Annotated in this window: 14 protein-coding genes; 4 read left to right on the top strand and 10 right to left on the bottom strand. The window is 44.8% G+C overall.

What is annotated here, in order from left to right; translation table 11 throughout:
* Positions 1–70: 70 nt before the first annotated feature.
* Genes tgnC through MSG93_RS00780 form a run of 5 tightly spaced genes read right to left on the bottom strand, consistent with a single transcriptional unit; the run spans position 71 to position 4,911 of the window.
* Entirely contained in the window at positions 71–1,540 is a 1,470-nt protein-coding gene (gene tgnC, locus MSG93_RS00800; RefSeq protein WP_324619105.1) for a (Z)-2-((N-methylformamido)methylene)-5-hydroxybutyrolactone dehydrogenase, read from the bottom strand.
* 11 nt (positions 1,541–1,551) lie between these two features.
* On the bottom strand, positions 1,552–2,589 hold the full coding sequence (gene tgnB / locus MSG93_RS00795; RefSeq protein ID WP_062846744.1) for a flavin-dependent trigonelline monooxygenase oxygenase component: 1,038 nt from the start codon (positions 2,587–2,589) through the stop codon (positions 1,552–1,554).
* A 2-nt stretch (positions 2,590–2,591) separates the two neighbouring features.
* Positions 2,592–3,524, bottom strand: a complete 933-nt coding sequence (tgnA, locus tag MSG93_RS00790) for a flavin-dependent trigonelline monooxygenase reductase component (protein ID WP_324619102.1) — start codon at positions 3,522–3,524, stop codon at positions 2,592–2,594.
* Positions 3,525–3,548: 24 nt separating this feature from the next.
* Positions 3,549–4,340: an alpha/beta fold hydrolase gene (locus tag MSG93_RS00785; RefSeq protein ID WP_324619100.1), complete on the bottom strand. Its 792-nt coding sequence runs from the start codon at positions 4,338–4,340 to the stop codon at positions 3,549–3,551.
* Complete coding sequence (locus MSG93_RS00780; RefSeq protein ID WP_005284269.1) at positions 4,309–4,911, bottom strand: amino acid synthesis family protein; 603 nt, start codon at positions 4,909–4,911, stop codon at positions 4,309–4,311. Before MSG93_RS00780 ends, MSG93_RS00785 begins: the two co-directional genes overlap by 32 nt.
* A 152-nt stretch (positions 4,912–5,063) precedes the next feature.
* On the opposite strand from MSG93_RS00780, the gene MSG93_RS00775 reads away from it, so the two are divergent.
* Both MSG93_RS00775 and MSG93_RS00770 read left to right on the top strand, forming a co-directional pair.
* Positions 5,064–5,726 carry a GntR family transcriptional regulator gene (locus MSG93_RS00775; protein ID WP_324619097.1) on the top strand — a complete coding sequence of 221 codons (663 nt, stop codon included), beginning with the start codon at positions 5,064–5,066 and terminating at the stop codon, positions 5,724–5,726.
* A gap of 56 nt (positions 5,727–5,782) precedes the next feature.
* Entirely contained in the window at positions 5,783–6,070 is a 288-nt protein-coding gene (locus MSG93_RS00770; RefSeq protein ID WP_032867660.1) for a DUF1330 domain-containing protein, read from the top strand.
* 115 nt (positions 6,071–6,185) lie between these two features.
* On the opposite strand, the gene MSG93_RS00765 is transcribed toward MSG93_RS00770, so the two are convergent.
* Positions 6,186–7,028, bottom strand: a complete 843-nt coding sequence (locus tag MSG93_RS00765) for an SDR family NAD(P)-dependent oxidoreductase (protein ID WP_324619094.1) — start codon at positions 7,026–7,028, stop codon at positions 6,186–6,188.
* Positions 7,015–8,106 carry an amidohydrolase family protein gene (locus tag MSG93_RS00760; protein ID WP_324619092.1) on the bottom strand — a complete coding sequence of 364 codons (1,092 nt, stop codon included), beginning with the start codon at positions 8,104–8,106 and terminating at the stop codon, positions 7,015–7,017. The genes MSG93_RS00765 and MSG93_RS00760 overlap by 14 nt, the downstream gene beginning before the upstream one ends.
* Before the next feature lie 434 nt (positions 8,107–8,540).
* On the opposite strand from MSG93_RS00760, the gene MSG93_RS00755 reads away from it, so the two are divergent.
* Positions 8,541–10,712, top strand: a complete 2,172-nt coding sequence (locus MSG93_RS00755; protein WP_324619090.1) for a TonB-dependent siderophore receptor — start codon at positions 8,541–8,543, stop codon at positions 10,710–10,712.
* A 49-nt stretch (positions 10,713–10,761) separates the two neighbouring features.
* A complete protein-coding gene (locus MSG93_RS00750) occupies positions 10,762–11,478 on the top strand; it encodes a hypothetical protein (protein WP_324619088.1) in 717 nt (238 codons plus the stop codon).
* Here MSG93_RS00750 and MSG93_RS00745 read toward each other — a convergent pair.
* From MSG93_RS00745 to MSG93_RS00735, 3 genes are all read right to left on the bottom strand, one after another.
* A complete protein-coding gene (locus tag MSG93_RS00745; protein WP_324619086.1) occupies positions 11,468–13,462 on the bottom strand; it encodes an alpha/beta hydrolase in 1,995 nt (664 codons plus the stop codon). The two genes, MSG93_RS00750 and MSG93_RS00745, sit on opposite strands and share 11 nt — an antisense overlap.
* A gap of 275 nt (positions 13,463–13,737) precedes the next feature.
* Positions 13,738–13,848: a hypothetical protein gene (locus MSG93_RS00740; protein WP_005229212.1), complete on the bottom strand. Its 111-nt coding sequence runs from the start codon at positions 13,846–13,848 to the stop codon at positions 13,738–13,740.
* A 215-nt stretch (positions 13,849–14,063) separates the two neighbouring features.
* Positions 14,064–16,532 (bottom strand): acyl-CoA dehydrogenase, encoded by a 2,469-nt coding sequence (locus MSG93_RS00735; protein WP_324619084.1) that lies wholly within the window; start codon positions 16,530–16,532, stop codon positions 14,064–14,066.
* Positions 16,533–16,976: the final 444 nt, after the last annotated feature.

Raw genomic sequence — 16,976 nt, 5'->3', positions numbered from 1 at the left:
TTTCAGCGTTCTGTATTTTCATATTTTCATCCTTGAAATTTAGCAATCCTGAACTCGACCTTTTATAGCGCTATCGCATTACAAAAGGATCATCAATCGGTTGATCCGAGGTCCGTAACCAGACCGTTTTTGTGGTGGTGTAATCCAGCACGGCATCTGCTCCACCTTCACGACCATGACCAGATAAACCATGACCGCCAAAAGGCGCCAGTGGAGAAACGGCGCGATAAGTATTCAACCAGACAATGCCTGAACGAATGGCTTTGGTCATACGATGTGCGCGGCTTAAGTTGTTGGTAAACACACCTGCTGCCAGTCCATAAGGGGTATTGTTGGCTTTTTGAACCGCTTCTGCTTCGCTACTAAAACTCACCACAGACAGGACTGGCCCAAATAACTCAGTCATGACGCAATCTGCCTGTGGGACATCACTACAATCTAGAATTGTTGGGGGATAGTAATACCCTGCTCTTGGCAATGATTTTCCGCCGGTTAATAATTTTGCGCCTTGCTGAATTGAGCTAGCCACGACCTGCTCAATTTTTTCACGTTGACGTAATGTGCATAAGGGCCCGTATTCCGTTGCCAGGTCTTCAGGCAAACCTATCTTGATGGTTTGGACCCGTTCAACCAGACGCTGCACAAACTCATCCTTAATACTTGCCTCAACCAGTAACCGTGAACCTGCAACACAACTCTGTCCTGTTGCCGCAAAAATTGCAGCGACTTGAGCATTGACCGCACTTTGCAGATCCGCATCAGCAAATACAATAAACGGAGATTTGCCACCTAACTCAAGCGATACTTTTGCTAGATTTTCAGCAGAATTACGCACAATATGCCGTGCTGTTTCAGGACCACCGGTAAATGCCACATGTGCAACATCTGGATGACTACTTAACACTGCACCGCATTCGGGGCCAAAACCGGTAATGACATTAACCACACCTGCTGGAAAACCGGCTTCATGCACCAAACGCGCAAAAGCAAGTAACGGTGCTGGTCCTTCTTCTGATGCTTTCAGTACAACAGTACATCCAGCGGCCAAAGCGGGCCCCAGTTTGACTGCCGAGAGAAACAACTGACTATTCCACGGCACAATTGCAGCAATGACACCCACAGGTTCGCGGATTGTCCAGGCCTGCATATCCTGCTTATCAATCGGTAAATAACTGCCTTCAAGCTTGTCGGCAATGCCTGCGTAATAGCGATAATACTCAGCGATATAGGCAATCTGACTTGAAGTTTCGCGAATGATTTTGCCTGTATCGCTGGTTTCATATTGAGCCAGTTGTGGCGCCGCTTGTTCAATCAGCTCTGCCAGTTTATAAAGCAGTTTACCTCGTTGAGAAGCCGTTAATCCCGCCCAGGCATTATCCTGTAAAGTCTGAGTGGCAGCTGCCACAGCACGGTTCACTTCATCACGGCGTGCTTCCGGCATTTTGGCCCAGACTTGTCCTGTTGCCGGATTGATACTGTCAAACTGGGCAGCACCATCTTCAAATTGACCATTAATATATAACTGGAATTGAGAAGTCATGCTCTTCTCTCCTATGCAAATGCAGGCATCACGTCATTGATCATACGCAGTAACGAGGCTTTTTTACGTTCAAAGCTCATTCCAGTATCAATCCAGAATGAATACTCGTTATATCCCATCGCCTCATAGGCTTTTAAACGGTCAATCACTTCTTGCGCTTCGCCAATCACGTTATTTTGACGCATTGCTTCTGGCGTATAGAAAGGATGTTGAGCCATTTCTTCTTTACTGATTGGTGCGATGAGACCTTGATTAATTTCACGCTCATTTTTAAACCATGCACCAAAATAATTATAGAAGGCATTAATTTCTTCTGCTGCAACTTGTGCATCTGCCTCACTCTCTGCTACATAAGTATGGCGGAGTAACATAATTTCCGGACGTGGAATATCAGCAAACTTTTCACAAGCGGCATTAAAATGCCCCATCAGTTTCTCAACTTCATCATCGCCAAAATGCAACGGTGTGACCTGTACATTACAACCATTCTGTACTGCAAATTCATGGCTATTTGGATCACGTGCCGCCACCCAGATTGGAGGGAATGGCTGTTGTAAAGGTTGTGGTGCGGAGGTGGTTTTTGGGAACTGCCAAAACTCGCCTTTATGTTCGTAGTCGCCTTTCCAGAGATTTTTGATGGCAGGAATCATTTCACGCAGACGTTGCCCTGCACTCCATGCGTCCATCCCCGGGACCATCCGCTCATATTCAAATGAGTAAGCGCCTCGTGCAATCCCGATATCTAAACGACCGTTGGTAATAATATCGGTCATGGCCGCTTCGCCTGCCAACTTGATCGGATGCCAGAAAGGAGCAACCACTGTGCCTGTACCCAAGCGCACATTTTTGGTCTTATTGGCCAGATCAGCCAAATTAATAAACGGATTCGGTGCAATGGTAAAATTCATGGCGTGATGCTCACCCGTCCAGATCGCATGCATGCCTCCCTGATCCGCAATCTGGCACAGTTCAATCATCTCATCATAAAGCTGTTTCTGCGTTTGCTGATCAGAAACACGTTCCATGTGTACAAATAATGAAAAACGCATAGTTAAACTTCCTCTTTAACAATTTGACGAACCGTACCACTGGTTTGATTACCGTAATAAACACCATAAGTTTTAAGATAATTTTCTTTGCGATAACGCATCAACATGCTTTGCAAAGCCCCATCTACAAAAGTGAGCTGCTCAAGATCATTCAAATCGATGAATTGACCTTTATATGCAGTTGCAACCGGGGTATTACACAAGAACGCAATATATTGCTGCTGTGTCGTCACATCGTCATACACGGAATAAATAAAACTTGCTGATGCATCAGGTTGATAAGCTGCAAAGATTTTTTCTAAGGCTTTTTCCGCACCATCTTTGTCGACCACCAGATGTGGCAAAGTCCATTTATGGTCCGCAGTTTGTTCCAGCAGAATCTGGTTCTCATGACCAATCAAGGCCATCATCATCACCTTCATGCTTGAAATGACATCGGTCGATGATTTCGCTGGCGTAAAATAGGCACCACGATAATAACCAAGACCTGCAAAACCTGCCGAAGCAAAATTTTCAACTTTACCAATCAGAATGGCGTGGTCACCTGCATCAACGATTTGATAGGTGGAACAGTCAAACCATGCGCTGACATGATCAATAACCGGGTTTTGGTATTCACTTTTTGTCCATGCAAGATTTGCAAAACGGTCATCACTTGGACGGGCAAAGGTATTCGACACATCCTTTTGTTCTTCTGCCAAAATATTGATGGCAAAGTGTTTTGTATTTGCAAAGTATTGATAATTGCTTGATGTCTTGGCAATGCTGACGAGCAGCAAAGCTGGGTCCAAAGACACCGAAGCAAAAGAGTTTGCGGTAAATCCTAATGGCATTCCATCATCTTTACAGGTCGTCACTACGGTAACGCCCGTCATAAAAGAGCCAAAAGCATCACGTAGTTCACGTATCTTGTTTATTGTATCCATTTCACTCATTGCCATATTCCTTCATTGAGCAACTTAGACGCTGGTTTCCAACCACGCTTGCATTGCACTATTGACTTGATCCGGAGCCGTCAGGTTGACCATGTGACGCTCATTCTCAATCACGATCGCCTTACCCTTTTTTGCCTGACTGGCCATTTGTATTGCCATTTCCGCAGTAGAGTTAGGATCGCCCGTACCTGTTAAAATCAAGGCAGGACATCCTATTTTTGGCCATTGATCTGCATACACTGCATCACCTTGTGCAAAGGCAGCATACGCAGTGGCATAACCCGACATATCCACTTGCTGTAACCAGGATTTCACCTTTGAGGCAGCCTGACGTTCAACCTCACTCTGACCAAACCAGCGTTGTAATGGGGTCTCGATATCGATATGACCTGTTTTTAACGCTTCGGCGCGTTGAATCACGGCATCTTTTGCTTGCGCTGAACGCTTATAAACCCCATTGAGCACAGCCATACGCTTGACTAAATCAGGACGGGTTGCGCTGACGCCTGTAGTGATTAGTGATCCCATGGAGTGCCCTGCCAAATTCACAGCGCCAACATCCAAAGCGATAATCAATTCGATGGTCCAGTCCACAAAATCCTGTAGCTGGGCATCATCTGCTAATTTGGTACTTTGTCCATGGCCTGGCATATCCACTGAAATCACCCGATAGTGTTTCGAGAAGAATTCGATTTGTGGATACCATGCTGCTGCTTGCATCCCAACACCATGAATCAGAACCAGCGGTTCTCCCTCGCCCTGCTCAAAATAATGAGCAATGCGGTTATTTGACAGCTGCAGGGTTTTTGAGATCATGACCTAACTCTTCCAAATCTTGATAACGATCTCCAATACGATGATGTGGTCGACCACCTGTCGCAGCACCAATCACCACCACCAGCTCATCAGCAGCAGGTGCATCTGGAATTGCAAATTGTAAAGTCAAATAATGGGAACGACGCCCTTCATCATTCTTGTCCATCATTGGAATCAAGATCGGTGCATTGGCTGGGCCACGGGTATTATTAAATGCCAGATAGGATTTCGCACCAACGGCACTGCGATAGGTATTGCCAAAATGCAGGGTATGAATCAGTGCAGAGGCATGTTCAAGTTCGCCCTCCAGCCCCACCACAGCACTTTTACCAAAGGCTTGTACCGCTTCGCCAGAACCGACTTCATCAAGAATCAGTTGGGTCAAATGTTCACTCAGTAGAGGTGCAATACGACGGATCTCAGGTGCAAGGTTTTCGACATAGCCCTGACCTGCCCAAGGATTTTTGATCACAGCTGCTGCTGCCACCATTTTTAAAGGTGTGGGTGCTGCTTTGCCACCATCAATATAGGTGGTTTCCACATGGAGCACAGTTTTACGGATTAGATTCATTGTTCTTCCTTGCGTGTGAATTTATCTTGCCATTCGTATTATGGTATACCATAATACATAATGAAAAAAAAGCAAGAGTTTGCTATGCTAATTTTTAGCAAAGAACATGTAACAAAATTCTGCCTTACTGAAATATGGAAAGATGGATTTCTATGAATCTTAAAATTGAAAACCCGCCTGTGACTTTACGCGAGCTCTGTCTGGATAAAGTGCGTAATGCCATTATTACAGGTTATTTTCCTTCTGGAAAAAGACTGGTTGAACGGACACTCTGTGAAGAACTGGGTGTAAGCCGTTCTGTGGTGCGGGAAGTGATTCGCTATCTGGAAGCAGAAGGTCTGGTTGAAATCTTGCCCAATAAAGGTCCGATTGTTTCATTACTGGACTGGGAAATTGCCTCACAAATCTATGAGATTCGTCTTTTACTCGAGCAAAGTGCGGTTGCAGATTGCACCCAAAATCTGACCGATCATACCACCCAGCAATTGCAGCACTTACTGGCAGAGCTTGAACAGGCATTTGCCGCGGATGATATCAATTTAATTATTGCCACCTCTGCAAAACTTTATGAAACCATTTTTACCACCGCAAAACATTATATTGCCTGGGAAGTGGTGCAACGCTTGAATGGCCGCATTAGCCGTCTTCGCGCCATGACCATGAAATCCAGCAAACGTGAAATTTCAGGTTACCAACGAATCAAAAATATGTGTGAAGCCATCTACTTACATAAAGATGCCAATAAAGCCAAGCAAGCTGTTGCGGAACATATTGCAGAAGCGGCATCTGTAGCAAAAAATATTTTGAATAGTTAATTACGAAAACGGAACCATAAGGCCGATGAAGCCTTAACTTACATAAGGATATAAGCATGTCTGCATACTGGATTGCTCACGTTACCATCCATGATCTGGAGCAATATCAACAATATATGGCCTTGGCACCGCATGCTTTTGAAAAATATGGAGCAAAGTTTCTTGCCAGAGGCGGTAACTCGACTTGCCTGGAAGGTTCAGAATATCAGCGTCATGTCATTATTGAATTTGCTGACTTAGCAACAGCGCAGGCTTGTTACCATTCAGAAGAATATTTGAAAGCACGCCTGGCCCGTAAAGATTGTGCTGATGTGATGATCAATATTGTAGAGAGTCTGAATTAAGCTGGAGCGGCATAAAAGAGCATTCTTTACATCTTCTTTTATGCCAGTCCCAACAACAAAGTCACCTGATTCCTATTGGATATCAGTTTCACTTTAATGCATATCATTCCGACTTTTAAGCCCGTTTTTTCTTGGATTTCTTGCTAAAGAAACTCAATGCATGTGAGTAGTGGCTTGGCGTAATCCGCTGGATCAGGTCAATGATTTTGGCATCATTTCCAATCAGTACCCGTGCTTTATCTGCTTTCACAGCTTCAAGAATAATTTTGGCAGCTTGTTCAGGTGGTGTTTTCAACACTTTGTTAAAGGCTTGACTGGCTTTAGCTGGATTCATGCCCAAAGCCCGAATACTGTCACTCATACGTGCACTATTGGCAATATTGGTTCGAATCCCGCCAGGATGCACACAGGTCGAGCTGATGCCATTGTGTTGCAGCTTGAGCTCTTGGCGCAATGACTCGGTAAAACCACGAACTGCAAATTTCGTTGCATTATAGGCACTTTGGGTCGGTTGAGCCGTTAAGCCAAACAGACTGGAAATATTCACAATGTGCCCTTCGCCACTTTGCTTTAAATAAGGCAGAAATTCTTTGGTACCATAAACCACACCCCAAAAGTTAATCTTTAAGATCCAGTCCAGTTCCTCATAATCCATCCCTTCGACGGTACTCGCCAGTGCTACACCGGCATTATTAAAAATCAGATTGATCTTGCCGTGTGTCTTAAAACTCTGTTCTGCCCATTCACGAACTGCGTTCTGGTCAGAAACATCCAGCTGTGTCAGGGTGACATTGACAGGATATTGCTGTAACAAGGCTTTGGTCTCGGCTAATCCCTGTTCATTGACATCGCTCAAAGCCAAATGTGCGCCTTGCTGTGCCAGTAAAATTGCAAGTTGTCGACCAATCCCTGACCCTGCACCGGTAATGGCTGCGACTTTCTGATTAAAATTTTTCATGGCTAGACTCTAGATGAAGTTGATAAAAATGGGCTGCGTTTTGTCTAAACATGGCGCGCATTGCCTGTTCACCATAGGGACGAAACATCTGGATATAAGCCTGAACCAGATTACTGAGTGTTGCATTGACTTTGTCCATCGGAAAATTAGACGCATACATAATGCGGTTGACGCCAAAGACCTGAACGGCATGTTGAATCATGGGGGTCAGTAAATTGACGATTTCAGCAGTTGTCGCAGTGCGTTTGTGTTGGTAGAAGCGATGTCCTAATACCGGCATCATCAAGCCTGAAATTTTGGCATAGACATTTTTCTGTTCAGCCAGCATGGCAATGTCCTGCTGCCACTGTTTAAAAATGGTCTCACGCTGCGATGCTGTAATTCCCGTTTTCTTACCCACGGCCCCAAACAAGCCAGCGGGTGTCGCCAGATGATCGACCACAATCCGGGTGTCAGGAAATTGTTTCGCCAGACTGGTGATTTCTGCTAACTGTGTGGAATACCCCCATGCATCAAAAGATAGATCCATGTTTGCCAGCTGTTCAAAACCTTTTAAGAATTTCTTGTCACGATAAAGATGCGGCCGATCACACCATCGATAAATACCACTATCCTCATGCCAGGCCGCCATTTTACGAATGCCCCGAAAGAGTGGGCTCGCCTGCTGATGCGCTTTAAGAATGTCTTTGAACTTTCGGTCTCTTGGGTCAGCCGCAGCAACGATGGCACCCAGCTTTAAACCGTGACGATTAAACTCTAATTGCTTGATCCAGTGACTTTCTTCCACCACACCAAAGCCTGTGTGATGATGCCAGTTCGCTTCGACATGCACTACGCTCTCTACAGGAAATAAAGCACTATCCTGTTGATAATGCTTGGGTAAATAAGGATTCAATGCGTATCGGGTTATCCCTAAAGTCTCTAATAAAGGCTTGGGTTTGACCAAACGCACTACGCGATCCATGACAGCGGGATATTTGCCTAAAGTTTTTACCAATACAGCAGCAGAATGCGGTGTGTGATAAGGATCCCATTGATGAATATGCGGATCAATGATCGAAAAGCCTAATTCTTCCATGCGTTCACTCGATATCATTATTTTTAAAAATGGCGATGCTTTATGTAACTCATCCTATTTGATCAATGTAGCCTACCGAACAAGTCAGTATGAATAAAATGATTTATTTCAATATAACAGTATGAATACGATTCATTTATTTTTTACTGTACCCTTTCCAAAAATATAAGTTCATTATGAATTTCAATAAATTAAATCATTTTATTTTCTGGTTCTATTGTCGATACACGACCGAATAAAAATTTAAAAATAACTCATGCATTATCAATCTGTTAATTTTCCAAGGGCATATCTTTCCAACAAGTTCTTGTAAATGATTCCTATTTAAATATACTGAGCACGCTTTTATCGCTGTATTGGCCAACATTGTCATTCAATTGAAAGTCGTTTCTTTCCAGTCTCTACCCGCTTTTCGCTATCGCTCAGGTATTCTTATGTCTGCATTTTCTCCGCGTAAAAATCTCATCACAATTGAAATTTTAAAATATAGCGGTTCATTGCTTCTGTCTTGTCTTCCTGTGCTGAGCTGGGCAGACATAACAACGCCAGAAATCACACAGCTAGACACCATCAAAGTACAAGCGGAATCTAACTCGAGCTATATCGGAACTCAAACCGCATCGATCTTAAGAGGTAAGCACAACAATCTGGAGACGCCTCAAACGGTCAATGTGGTTTCCAAACAATATGTCAAAGATTATCTGCCTGCGAATCTGGATAATGCACTGACCCAAGTCAGCGGTATTACTCAAGGCAACACCTTGGGCGGCACTCAAGATACGGTGATGAAACGTGGTTTTGGTGACAACCGTGATGGTTCAATTACCGTGAATGGCATGCCGATTGTACAAGGTCGTACCATGAATGCGGCGGTTGAACAGGTTGAAGTGTTAAAAGGCCCAGCCTCCCTACTTTACGGCATTATGGACCCCGGCGGTGTGGTCAATGTAGTGACTAAAAAACCTGAAATGACCCAGAAAACCGAAATGGCCATCTATGGTTCAAGCTTTGCGGCCGGTAAAAATGGTTTAGGTGCAAGTCTGGATACAACAGGCGCAATTAATGACAGTAACTTTGCCTATCGTTTTATTGTCGATCATTCTGATGCAGACTATTGGCGTAATTTTGGCAATCTCAAACAGACCTTAATTGCGCCGTCGGTGGCATGGGATAATGGTCAGACCAAAGTCAATCTCAGCTATCAATATCGTCATTTTGATGTCCCTTTTGATCGCTCCACCATTTTTGATCTCAACACTAAAAAAGCGTTGCCGATCTCAAAATACCAGCGTCTGGATGAAGCCTTTAACCAGATGAAAGGTGAAGATCATCTGGCGCAATTGCTGGTAGATCATCAAATTAATGATACTTGGTCAGCTCATTTCGGCTATACCTACAATTATGAAACTTATGATGCCAACCAGTTACGCGTCACCTCGTTAGATACCAAGAATCATACGGTGAAGCGTCGTACCGATGCGACCTTAAATGCACAAAGCGTAGACAGTAATGCCCAAGCCTATCTCAATGGCTCAGCCAATCTGCTCGGTTTAAAACATAATATTCAAATCGGTTCAGACATTGAGTACCGCAAATATTTCCGTCCTGATATGGTTCGTGGAGCTAACTCAACTTTAGATTATTTAAATCCGGATTTTGGCGCTGTGGAAGCATCTCGTCAGATCAGCAATGACGATAGTGATCAAACTGATAAATTGCATACCTATGGTTTTTATCTGCAGGATGCGATTCACTTAAATGAAAAATGGATTGCCGTACTCGGCGGGCGTTACTTACATTATCAGCAAACGGCTGGGCGCAGCAGACCGTTTAAGGAAAATACCAATACCAATGATGATGCCTGGCTGCCGCATGCAGGCTTGGTCTATCAATGGAACGACCAGCTTTCATTGTATGGCAGCTATACCGAATCACTCAAACCGAACTCCTCGATTGCACCTTTAGGGGGCAATGCCGTAATTGACTCGGATGTCCAACCGGAACAAGCCAAGTCTTATGAAGTTGGTGCAAAATACGAATTCAATGACCGTATTAAGGCCAATTTTGCGCTGTACGATATTAAAAAGCGTAATGTGCTTGCCAAAATCACCAACCCATCCAGCAAAGAAGTAGAATTACACACCACAGGTGCAGTCCGTTCCAAAGGCGTTGAACTCGACCTCACAGGCCGTCTAACCGATCAACTCGACGCCACCCTGACCTATGCCTATACCGATGCCAAAGTCACTGAAGATGAAACCGGTCTGCAAGGTAATCGTTTAAATAATGTCGCACGAGACACGGCGTCTCTGGCATTGGCTTATAACTATGGCGAACTCTACAATGGTCATTTACGTTTGGGCTTGAGCGGTAATTATGTCGGTAAACGTGCCGGTAACTCAGAGAATACCTTTGACCTACCTGAATATGCACTGGCTAATGCCTTTATCAGCTATGACACCACCATTGCCAAACAGGCAGTGAACTTCCAGTTTAATTTAAATAATATCTTCGATAAAACCTACTATACAGCCAGCGTCAATAATCTGGCAGTATCACAAGGTGACGCTCGCCAAGCACTATTGCGTGCCACTTTTAAATTCTAATTATGGAGTCAAGGCAGTGATGGGTTCACTGCCCTTGTTTGAGATCAAGATGAAAACGTTTCTTTCTGTCATTGTGTTGCTTGGCCTGCTATTGAGCTCTACTGCGTATGCTCAAACCCGAATTGTGCTGATCTCACAACTGAACAGTGCGTCAGCGAGTACCGATATTGCCATTCAGAAATACTTGCAAAGCAAAGGTTACCATGTCGAGATGCTGGATCAATCGGTTTCGCCAAGCGACTTAAACCTGCCTGATCTGGTCATCCTTTCTTCAACGGTTGCATCCAAAAATTTAAAAACAGGCTGGCGCCAACTCCCCATTCCACTGATGACTTGGGAAAATGATTATCTCGATGATCTGGCCATGACCGGCAAGAGGATTGATACCGATTTTGGTGAAGTCGAAAAAGAACGTTACTTGTGGCTGGTCAATGCACCGCATTCCCTCTCTGCGCATCTTCCTGCGGGAACGCGCAACGTCTATAAAGCACAGGCACCCATGAGCTGGGGCAAGCCGGGATTAGGCGCGACCATTATTGCAACGATATATGGGCAACCAGAAAAAGTGGCTATCTGGGGCTATGAAAAAGGTGCAACCATGGACTATGAATCGCTGGCACCAGCAAAACGGCTGATGTTCTTTCTTAATAATGAGACATTTACCAATCTTTCAGAAGATGGCCTCAAACTGTTCGATGCCTCCATTCAGTGGTTACTCGATCAACCGCCGCTTCAGTTGAAAAATACCAAGACCGTTAATTCTTAACAGCCTGTGCGGGTGGCACCAGCGGATACAATTGCATATGCTGTTTTAAAATCCGTCTTAACTCAAGAATCGCTTCGGGCTGTTCCTGAATCGAATGCCCGCCCTGAATGACTTTTTCCGAGATGGCACCTGACAGATGCGAACTGCTATACGGCACGATACCATCGGTCATTTTATCTGGCTCCTGATGCCGGGTGATATTGCCAATGATGGAGTGATAAGCCAGCCCTTGTACTGGCTGGATGGCCTGAGTCATGTTCATGAATTTGGACTGATAACTTAAATCACTGGGACCGTTTTCGATAATCCCCGCTGCCAGATTTTTCTTCATTTGATGAATATTGATGTTGTGGTCTGCCACCGCCAGCTCAGCCGCCGTTAAGAACTTGGCCGGTAAATGAATTATCTTGCGCAAAGCCAAGGTAAACCAGCGATCTGCGTAGGCTGTTCCTTGATGAGGGGTGGCAATAAAAATCACTCGGTTAATATTTTCAATCGGACGGAACATAAAACGCTTGCTCACCGCAGCAGAAAAAATAAAGTCATGCGCCTTATCATTCTGGATCGCCTCGACGGCCTGCTGGCGAATGTCGCCCTGCCCCATCAGCAAACGGCTGATAATGCCCCCCATACTGTGTCCGATTAGTACCGCATCCTGCATGGCAGCATCATGCGGATCATGCATGGCAAAAGCCTGTGTTAACAAAGCATAAATCTGGGCACGACTCTCAAGAATCGGCATGTTGGTGGAATAAAAAACCTGCCAGACCTGATAGTGCTGACGTAAGCTGTCATCTCCCAGGATATCATTGGTCAAGGCGATCCAGGCTTCTGGACTACTGGCCAGCCCATGAATAAAAATAATGATTTTTTTATCTGGATTATAGGGTTCCAGCATGAACAGATGTGGCATGCTGAATTGCTCTTTGCGATCGATCAGGGTTTTATAGCCGGTTCCTCCCAGATTGTTTTCAGCCAGCCACAGACCATAAGGTGCTGAATAATTGGCAGTAAGTAAATAGTCCTGCTGTGCCACCTGAAGCTGCTCATAACGGAACGGATCGATCAGCTGGATCTGCAAGGGAGCCGTACCAAGTAACTGCTCGACCGAAGTATTGGGTGCAGGCTGAGCCACGGCGGTGACCGACAGATATCTGGCCGCATGAATATAAGGATTTTCTTTACCGGCATAATAGCTTTCAGGATCATAAATATAATCAGGGCTTAAAGACTGCTGATTTTTGGCCACCAGAACAAATTCCGATCCCAGACCATCGCATCGGTTAACACTGTAAAATCCGGAAAACCGCATATTGTAGCTGGACTGCAATAACTGGATATCGGTGTTCGCCAATTCCGGATAATGATCAAAATTGAACTGGTAATGTCGCTGGTTAATCTGTAACTGCTGAGGAAAGCGGGTAAATCGATGCCGTAAATAGGCCGTAGTGATCAAACGTGACAGAGCGACATTGTAAAAAAGCCGAACTTGGATCTGGCGTTGATCAAAAATACGTTTCTGTGGCGTAGAGGGCGTTGCAAATAAATAGGCAAAGCTAAAGCGAACACTTTGATCAAGCAAACTTAAGACTTCATCGAGACAGCGGTTTTGCTGTGCAGAATGCGACGTTTGAGCCAATGTAATCTGGCAATTTTTCTCCTGACCGAGTTGCAGGGCCCGTGCCAGATAAATCTCACTGGCAGCGGCATAACGCTGTTCAGGACTATCGGCCAGTTTCTGTTGTAATGTTTGTACGCATTGCTCAGGCTGACTTAGACAAGCTTCGACCGGAACTCCGGACAGCAGCAAGTTATTTTGTGTGGCATCACTCAACTGGGATCGGGTCAGAATGGTCTGGGTTTTATCGGTTAAGGAGGCGCTTAAACTTCGTTGCTGCAATTTCACCAACTGACAGGCCGACAAGCTGAAAAGAATAAAGCCAAGCAGCACCAATTTGGCCAATAGTTGCTCATATCGCCCCATTTTCTCAAGCTCCAGACTGATTAACCCGCATCGCGCACCCAGCCAGTTTTCCTGTTCTTGCGCATCTGCTTCTAATATGCCAAATATCCAGCAACAACACAGCCATCTTGTTAAAACATTTCGTTTTTATTTTAGAACAACCCATTAAAGATATAAAAAAACCATCGAAGAACTGGTTCGATGGTTTAACTGGATCACAAGAATAGAAATATGCCATCTCAAACTGGGAACTGAATCAGCCAGCTCTGCATGTAAAAACCGGACAGCGCCCGAGCCTATAACAGATATTCCCAGATTACATAACCAATACCAAAGCCCAAAAAGGCATACAGTGTAATAATGAAGAATACAAAACTGGCATTATTCTTTTTTTTCAAAAAACTCATATCGGCACCTTTGGCTTTGCTCAACTCATACTGTTATAGTGCAGGAAGTAACAGAACAAAAAAAGACACAGAGTTTTCCAAAAAAAATATAACAGATGAGCTTAAAAACTCGAGACTGTTATGAAAACAGCCCTGAACATAAGCAAAAGAGGCGTAGATGACGCTTCATCTCAGATACATTCAGGACTGCTTCAAGCTGTGCTTACACGATTCAATCATAAGTTGCGAAGATGAGGATTTTCCAACGGCAGGTCATCGACTAAATGCTCATCAAAAATATCCGTCAACATACTGTCATAACGTTTGGCATTGTAGTCTAAAAGTGACTCCGCCTCAGCTGTAGTGATAAAACCTGTCTCGATTGCATTGGCAATATGCGCTTCAAAGGTGAGACCGCTAAACTGATCTTTGGATTCGGCTTTTTTAAACTTGTTCCACAACGGTTGTAGCTGTAACAGGCTTTGGAAAGTAGACTCCATCCGTCCCATCACATCGTTGGCATCCGTATTGTAATAGACATGTTGCTTCAACTGCTCCCGGAACGCATGTTCCTGCATCATCAATTGCGCGACCTCTTGCTTCAACTGATCTGACGGCGCTGCAATAGGACGGCCAAATGGGAAACAGATCAGTTTCACCATAGCAGCGGCAAGCGGCATCGGAAAATTATCATAGAAGCCAAAGAAGGCTTCTTGCACCTGATACAGGGCTTTATTCAGGGCTAATTCGGCATGTTTCTGTTCTGCTTCGGTGCGTTGACCCTGTTCATAATATTTCAGGATTGCAGTCGCAATAAATAAATGCGCATGAATATCCGCCAGACGTCCAGACAGCATTTCCTTACGCTTTAAATCGCCCGCCAGAATTCCCAGTGCCATATCGGCGGTTAAGGCAAAATCGGCACTGAAACGGTTGATTTTACTATAATAGGCTTTCGAAAAATCATCGGCCTGTTTAGAGCCCTCATCTGAACCGCCCGTAATCGAAAATGCCAGTGCTTTGGCGGCGCGATTGAAAGTATAGGCCAGATGTTTAAACAATAATGGCGAAAATTCCTTAAAAGCAGCCGCTTTATCTTCAGCTTGTAACAGCTGCAACTCTTCAAACAGATAAGGATGGCAACGCATTGAGCCCTGACCGAAAATCATCAGAGAACGGGTCAGAATATTGGCCCCCTCTACGGTGATGGCAACGGGAATGGATTGATAAGTCAGGGCAAGGAAGTTACGTGGGCCTAACTGAATCGCCCGACCACCCACCACGTCCATGCCATGATTAACCACTTTACGCATGGTTTCAGTGGCATAGTATTTGGCCATGGCGGTCATTACCGCAGGGGTTCCGCCCTGGTTCAAACCACAGGTCACCAGATAACGGAATGATTCCAGCATATAAGCATCACTGGCGATATCACTGGTCGCCTCTTGTACCCCTTCAAAATGCCCAACCGAAATTTTAAACTGTTGACGAATACTGGCAAATGCCCCGACCAGCAGATAACTCATTTCCCCTGCTGCAGTTGCCAAAGCAGGCAGCGAAATACCACGTCCTACACCCAGACATTCCATCAGCATCCGCCAGCCTTTACCTGCATTTTGCTGACCGCCAATAATCCAGTCCAAAGGAATAAATACATCACGACCTTCAACCGTACCATTCATAAATGGTGCACCCGGATTATGGCGGGGCCCAATCTGAATGCCTTCATGATCAGCCGGAATCAAGGCACAGGTAATGCCATATTCCACTTTAGTTTTATCGCCCAGCAAACCTTCCGGATCATATAACTTAAAGGCCAGACCAATCACGGTTGCAATCGGAGCCAGGGTAATCCAGCGCTTGGAGAAATTCATTTTCAGGCCTAATACTTGTTGGCCTTGATATTGCCCATGACACACCACACCAGTATCCGGGATCGCCCCAGCATCCGAACCAGCCTCAGGGCTGGTCAGGCCAAAACAAGGCACTTCGCTACCATTAGCAAGCCCGGGTAAATAACGTTGTTTTTGCTCCTCTGTACCATAGTGCAGCAGTAACTCCCCTGGCCCAAGCGAATTGGGTACCATACAGCTCACCGCAGCAGTCAGTGAACGGGAAGCAATTTTGCTCATGATGCGACTTTGCGCAAAGGGGGTAAATTGTTTGCCACCAAATGATTTTGGAATGATCAGCCCCAAGAAGCCATTGTCCTTGATAAATTGCCACACCTCTGGCGGTAGGTCCTTGTCCTGATGATGAATCTTCCACTCATCCAACATTGAGCACAGCTGTTGTACTTCGTTATCTAAAAAAGCCTGTTCTTCTGCCGATAACACGGGATAAGGATATTGATCAAACTTTTCCCAATCCGGCGCCCCCATAAATAGTTCTTTTTCCCACCAGCTGGTACCGGCATCCAGAGCCTCTCGTTCAGTGGTACTCATACTCGGCATGGCATTGGACAACACATTAAAAGCAGGTCGGCTAATCAAAGCATCACGCAATGGCGTAATCAGCAGAATAATACTGGCGATAATAATAGGTACGCCCAGTAACAGACTCCATGGGGTAATCAGCACACTACACAAAATCGCAGTGACAATTGCCAGCACACTACCGACAGTTCGACTGGCTTCAAAATAAAAGAGAGCCCAAATCACAAAGAGTTGTATCAGTAGACCAAGCAATATTAATAGTACAATCATGTTTGCTCCTTTATCTCAGATTGGGATGAAGAGGAAAAATAAAGATCTGAGTTGTTTTATGTTTAAGTTAATTCTTGAATAAAATGACTGTTTTTTATTCTACAGATCAGATCGCTATTTGCTTGATTAACTACTAAATTTTACATAAACGCATGGAGATGACACCGAAACTGGAATTGCGGCCTGCTCAAGAATAATACACAAAGAAATCGTAATGATTGCAGTAATAAATCCAAAAATAAAATCATCAATAACCGTAATGCTGCATGTGGGCAGTTAAACAAATTTCTGCCCAGCTTTCTGTTTGTCTCAGCAATAGCCAAGCTATCTTGCTGCCATGGATCAGGCAAGCACACCAAGGTCGCTAACTTTTAACCGGGAATATCCCCCCGTAAACTGGTCCTTTAGTCCAGACATAAAAAGAGCAAACATCTGTTTGCTCTT

It is taken from the genome of Acinetobacter sp. IK40 (genome assembly GCF_035615075.1).
Lineage (GTDB): Bacteria > Pseudomonadota > Gammaproteobacteria > Pseudomonadales > Moraxellaceae > Acinetobacter > Acinetobacter courvalinii.
This window is presented reverse-complemented; position numbering and strand designations above follow the sequence as displayed.

Coding starts and splice junctions, on each gene's coding strand:
- tgnB (WP_062846744.1), bottom strand. CDS start 2,589: ATGCGTTTTTCATTATTTGTACACATGGAACGTGTTTCTGATCAGCAA.
- MSG93_RS00760 (WP_324619092.1), bottom strand. CDS start 8,106: ATGGAAGAATTAGGCTTTTCGATCATTGATCCGCATATTCATCAATGG.
- MSG93_RS00750 (WP_324619088.1), top strand. CDS start 10,762: ATGAAAACGTTTCTTTCTGTCATTGTGTTGCTTGGCCTGCTATTGAGC.
- MSG93_RS00735 (WP_324619084.1), bottom strand. CDS start 16,532: ATGATTGTACTATTAATATTGCTTGGTCTACTGATACAACTCTTTGTG.
- MSG93_RS00755 (WP_324619090.1), top strand. CDS start 8,541: ATGTCTGCATTTTCTCCGCGTAAAAATCTCATCACAATTGAAATTTTA.
- tgnC (WP_324619105.1), bottom strand. CDS start 1,540: ATGACTTCTCAATTCCAGTTATATATTAATGGTCAATTTGAAGATGGT.
- MSG93_RS00775 (WP_324619097.1), top strand. CDS start 5,064: ATGAATCTTAAAATTGAAAACCCGCCTGTGACTTTACGCGAGCTCTGT.
- MSG93_RS00770 (WP_032867660.1), top strand. CDS start 5,783: ATGTCTGCATACTGGATTGCTCACGTTACCATCCATGATCTGGAGCAA.
- MSG93_RS00785 (WP_324619100.1), bottom strand. CDS start 4,340: ATGATCTCAAAAACCCTGCAGCTGTCAAATAACCGCATTGCTCATTAT.
- tgnA (WP_324619102.1), bottom strand. CDS start 3,524: ATGAGTGAAATGGATACAATAAACAAGATACGTGAACTACGTGATGCT.
- MSG93_RS00780 (WP_005284269.1), bottom strand. CDS start 4,911: ATGAATCTAATCCGTAAAACTGTGCTCCATGTGGAAACCACCTATATT.
- MSG93_RS00765 (WP_324619094.1), bottom strand. CDS start 7,028: ATGAAAAATTTTAATCAGAAAGTCGCAGCCATTACCGGTGCAGGGTCA.
- MSG93_RS00740 (WP_005229212.1), bottom strand. CDS start 13,848: ATGAGTTTTTTGAAAAAAAAGAATAATGCCAGTTTTGTATTCTTCATT.
- MSG93_RS00745 (WP_324619086.1), bottom strand. CDS start 13,462: ATGGGGCGATATGAGCAACTATTGGCCAAATTGGTGCTGCTTGGCTTT.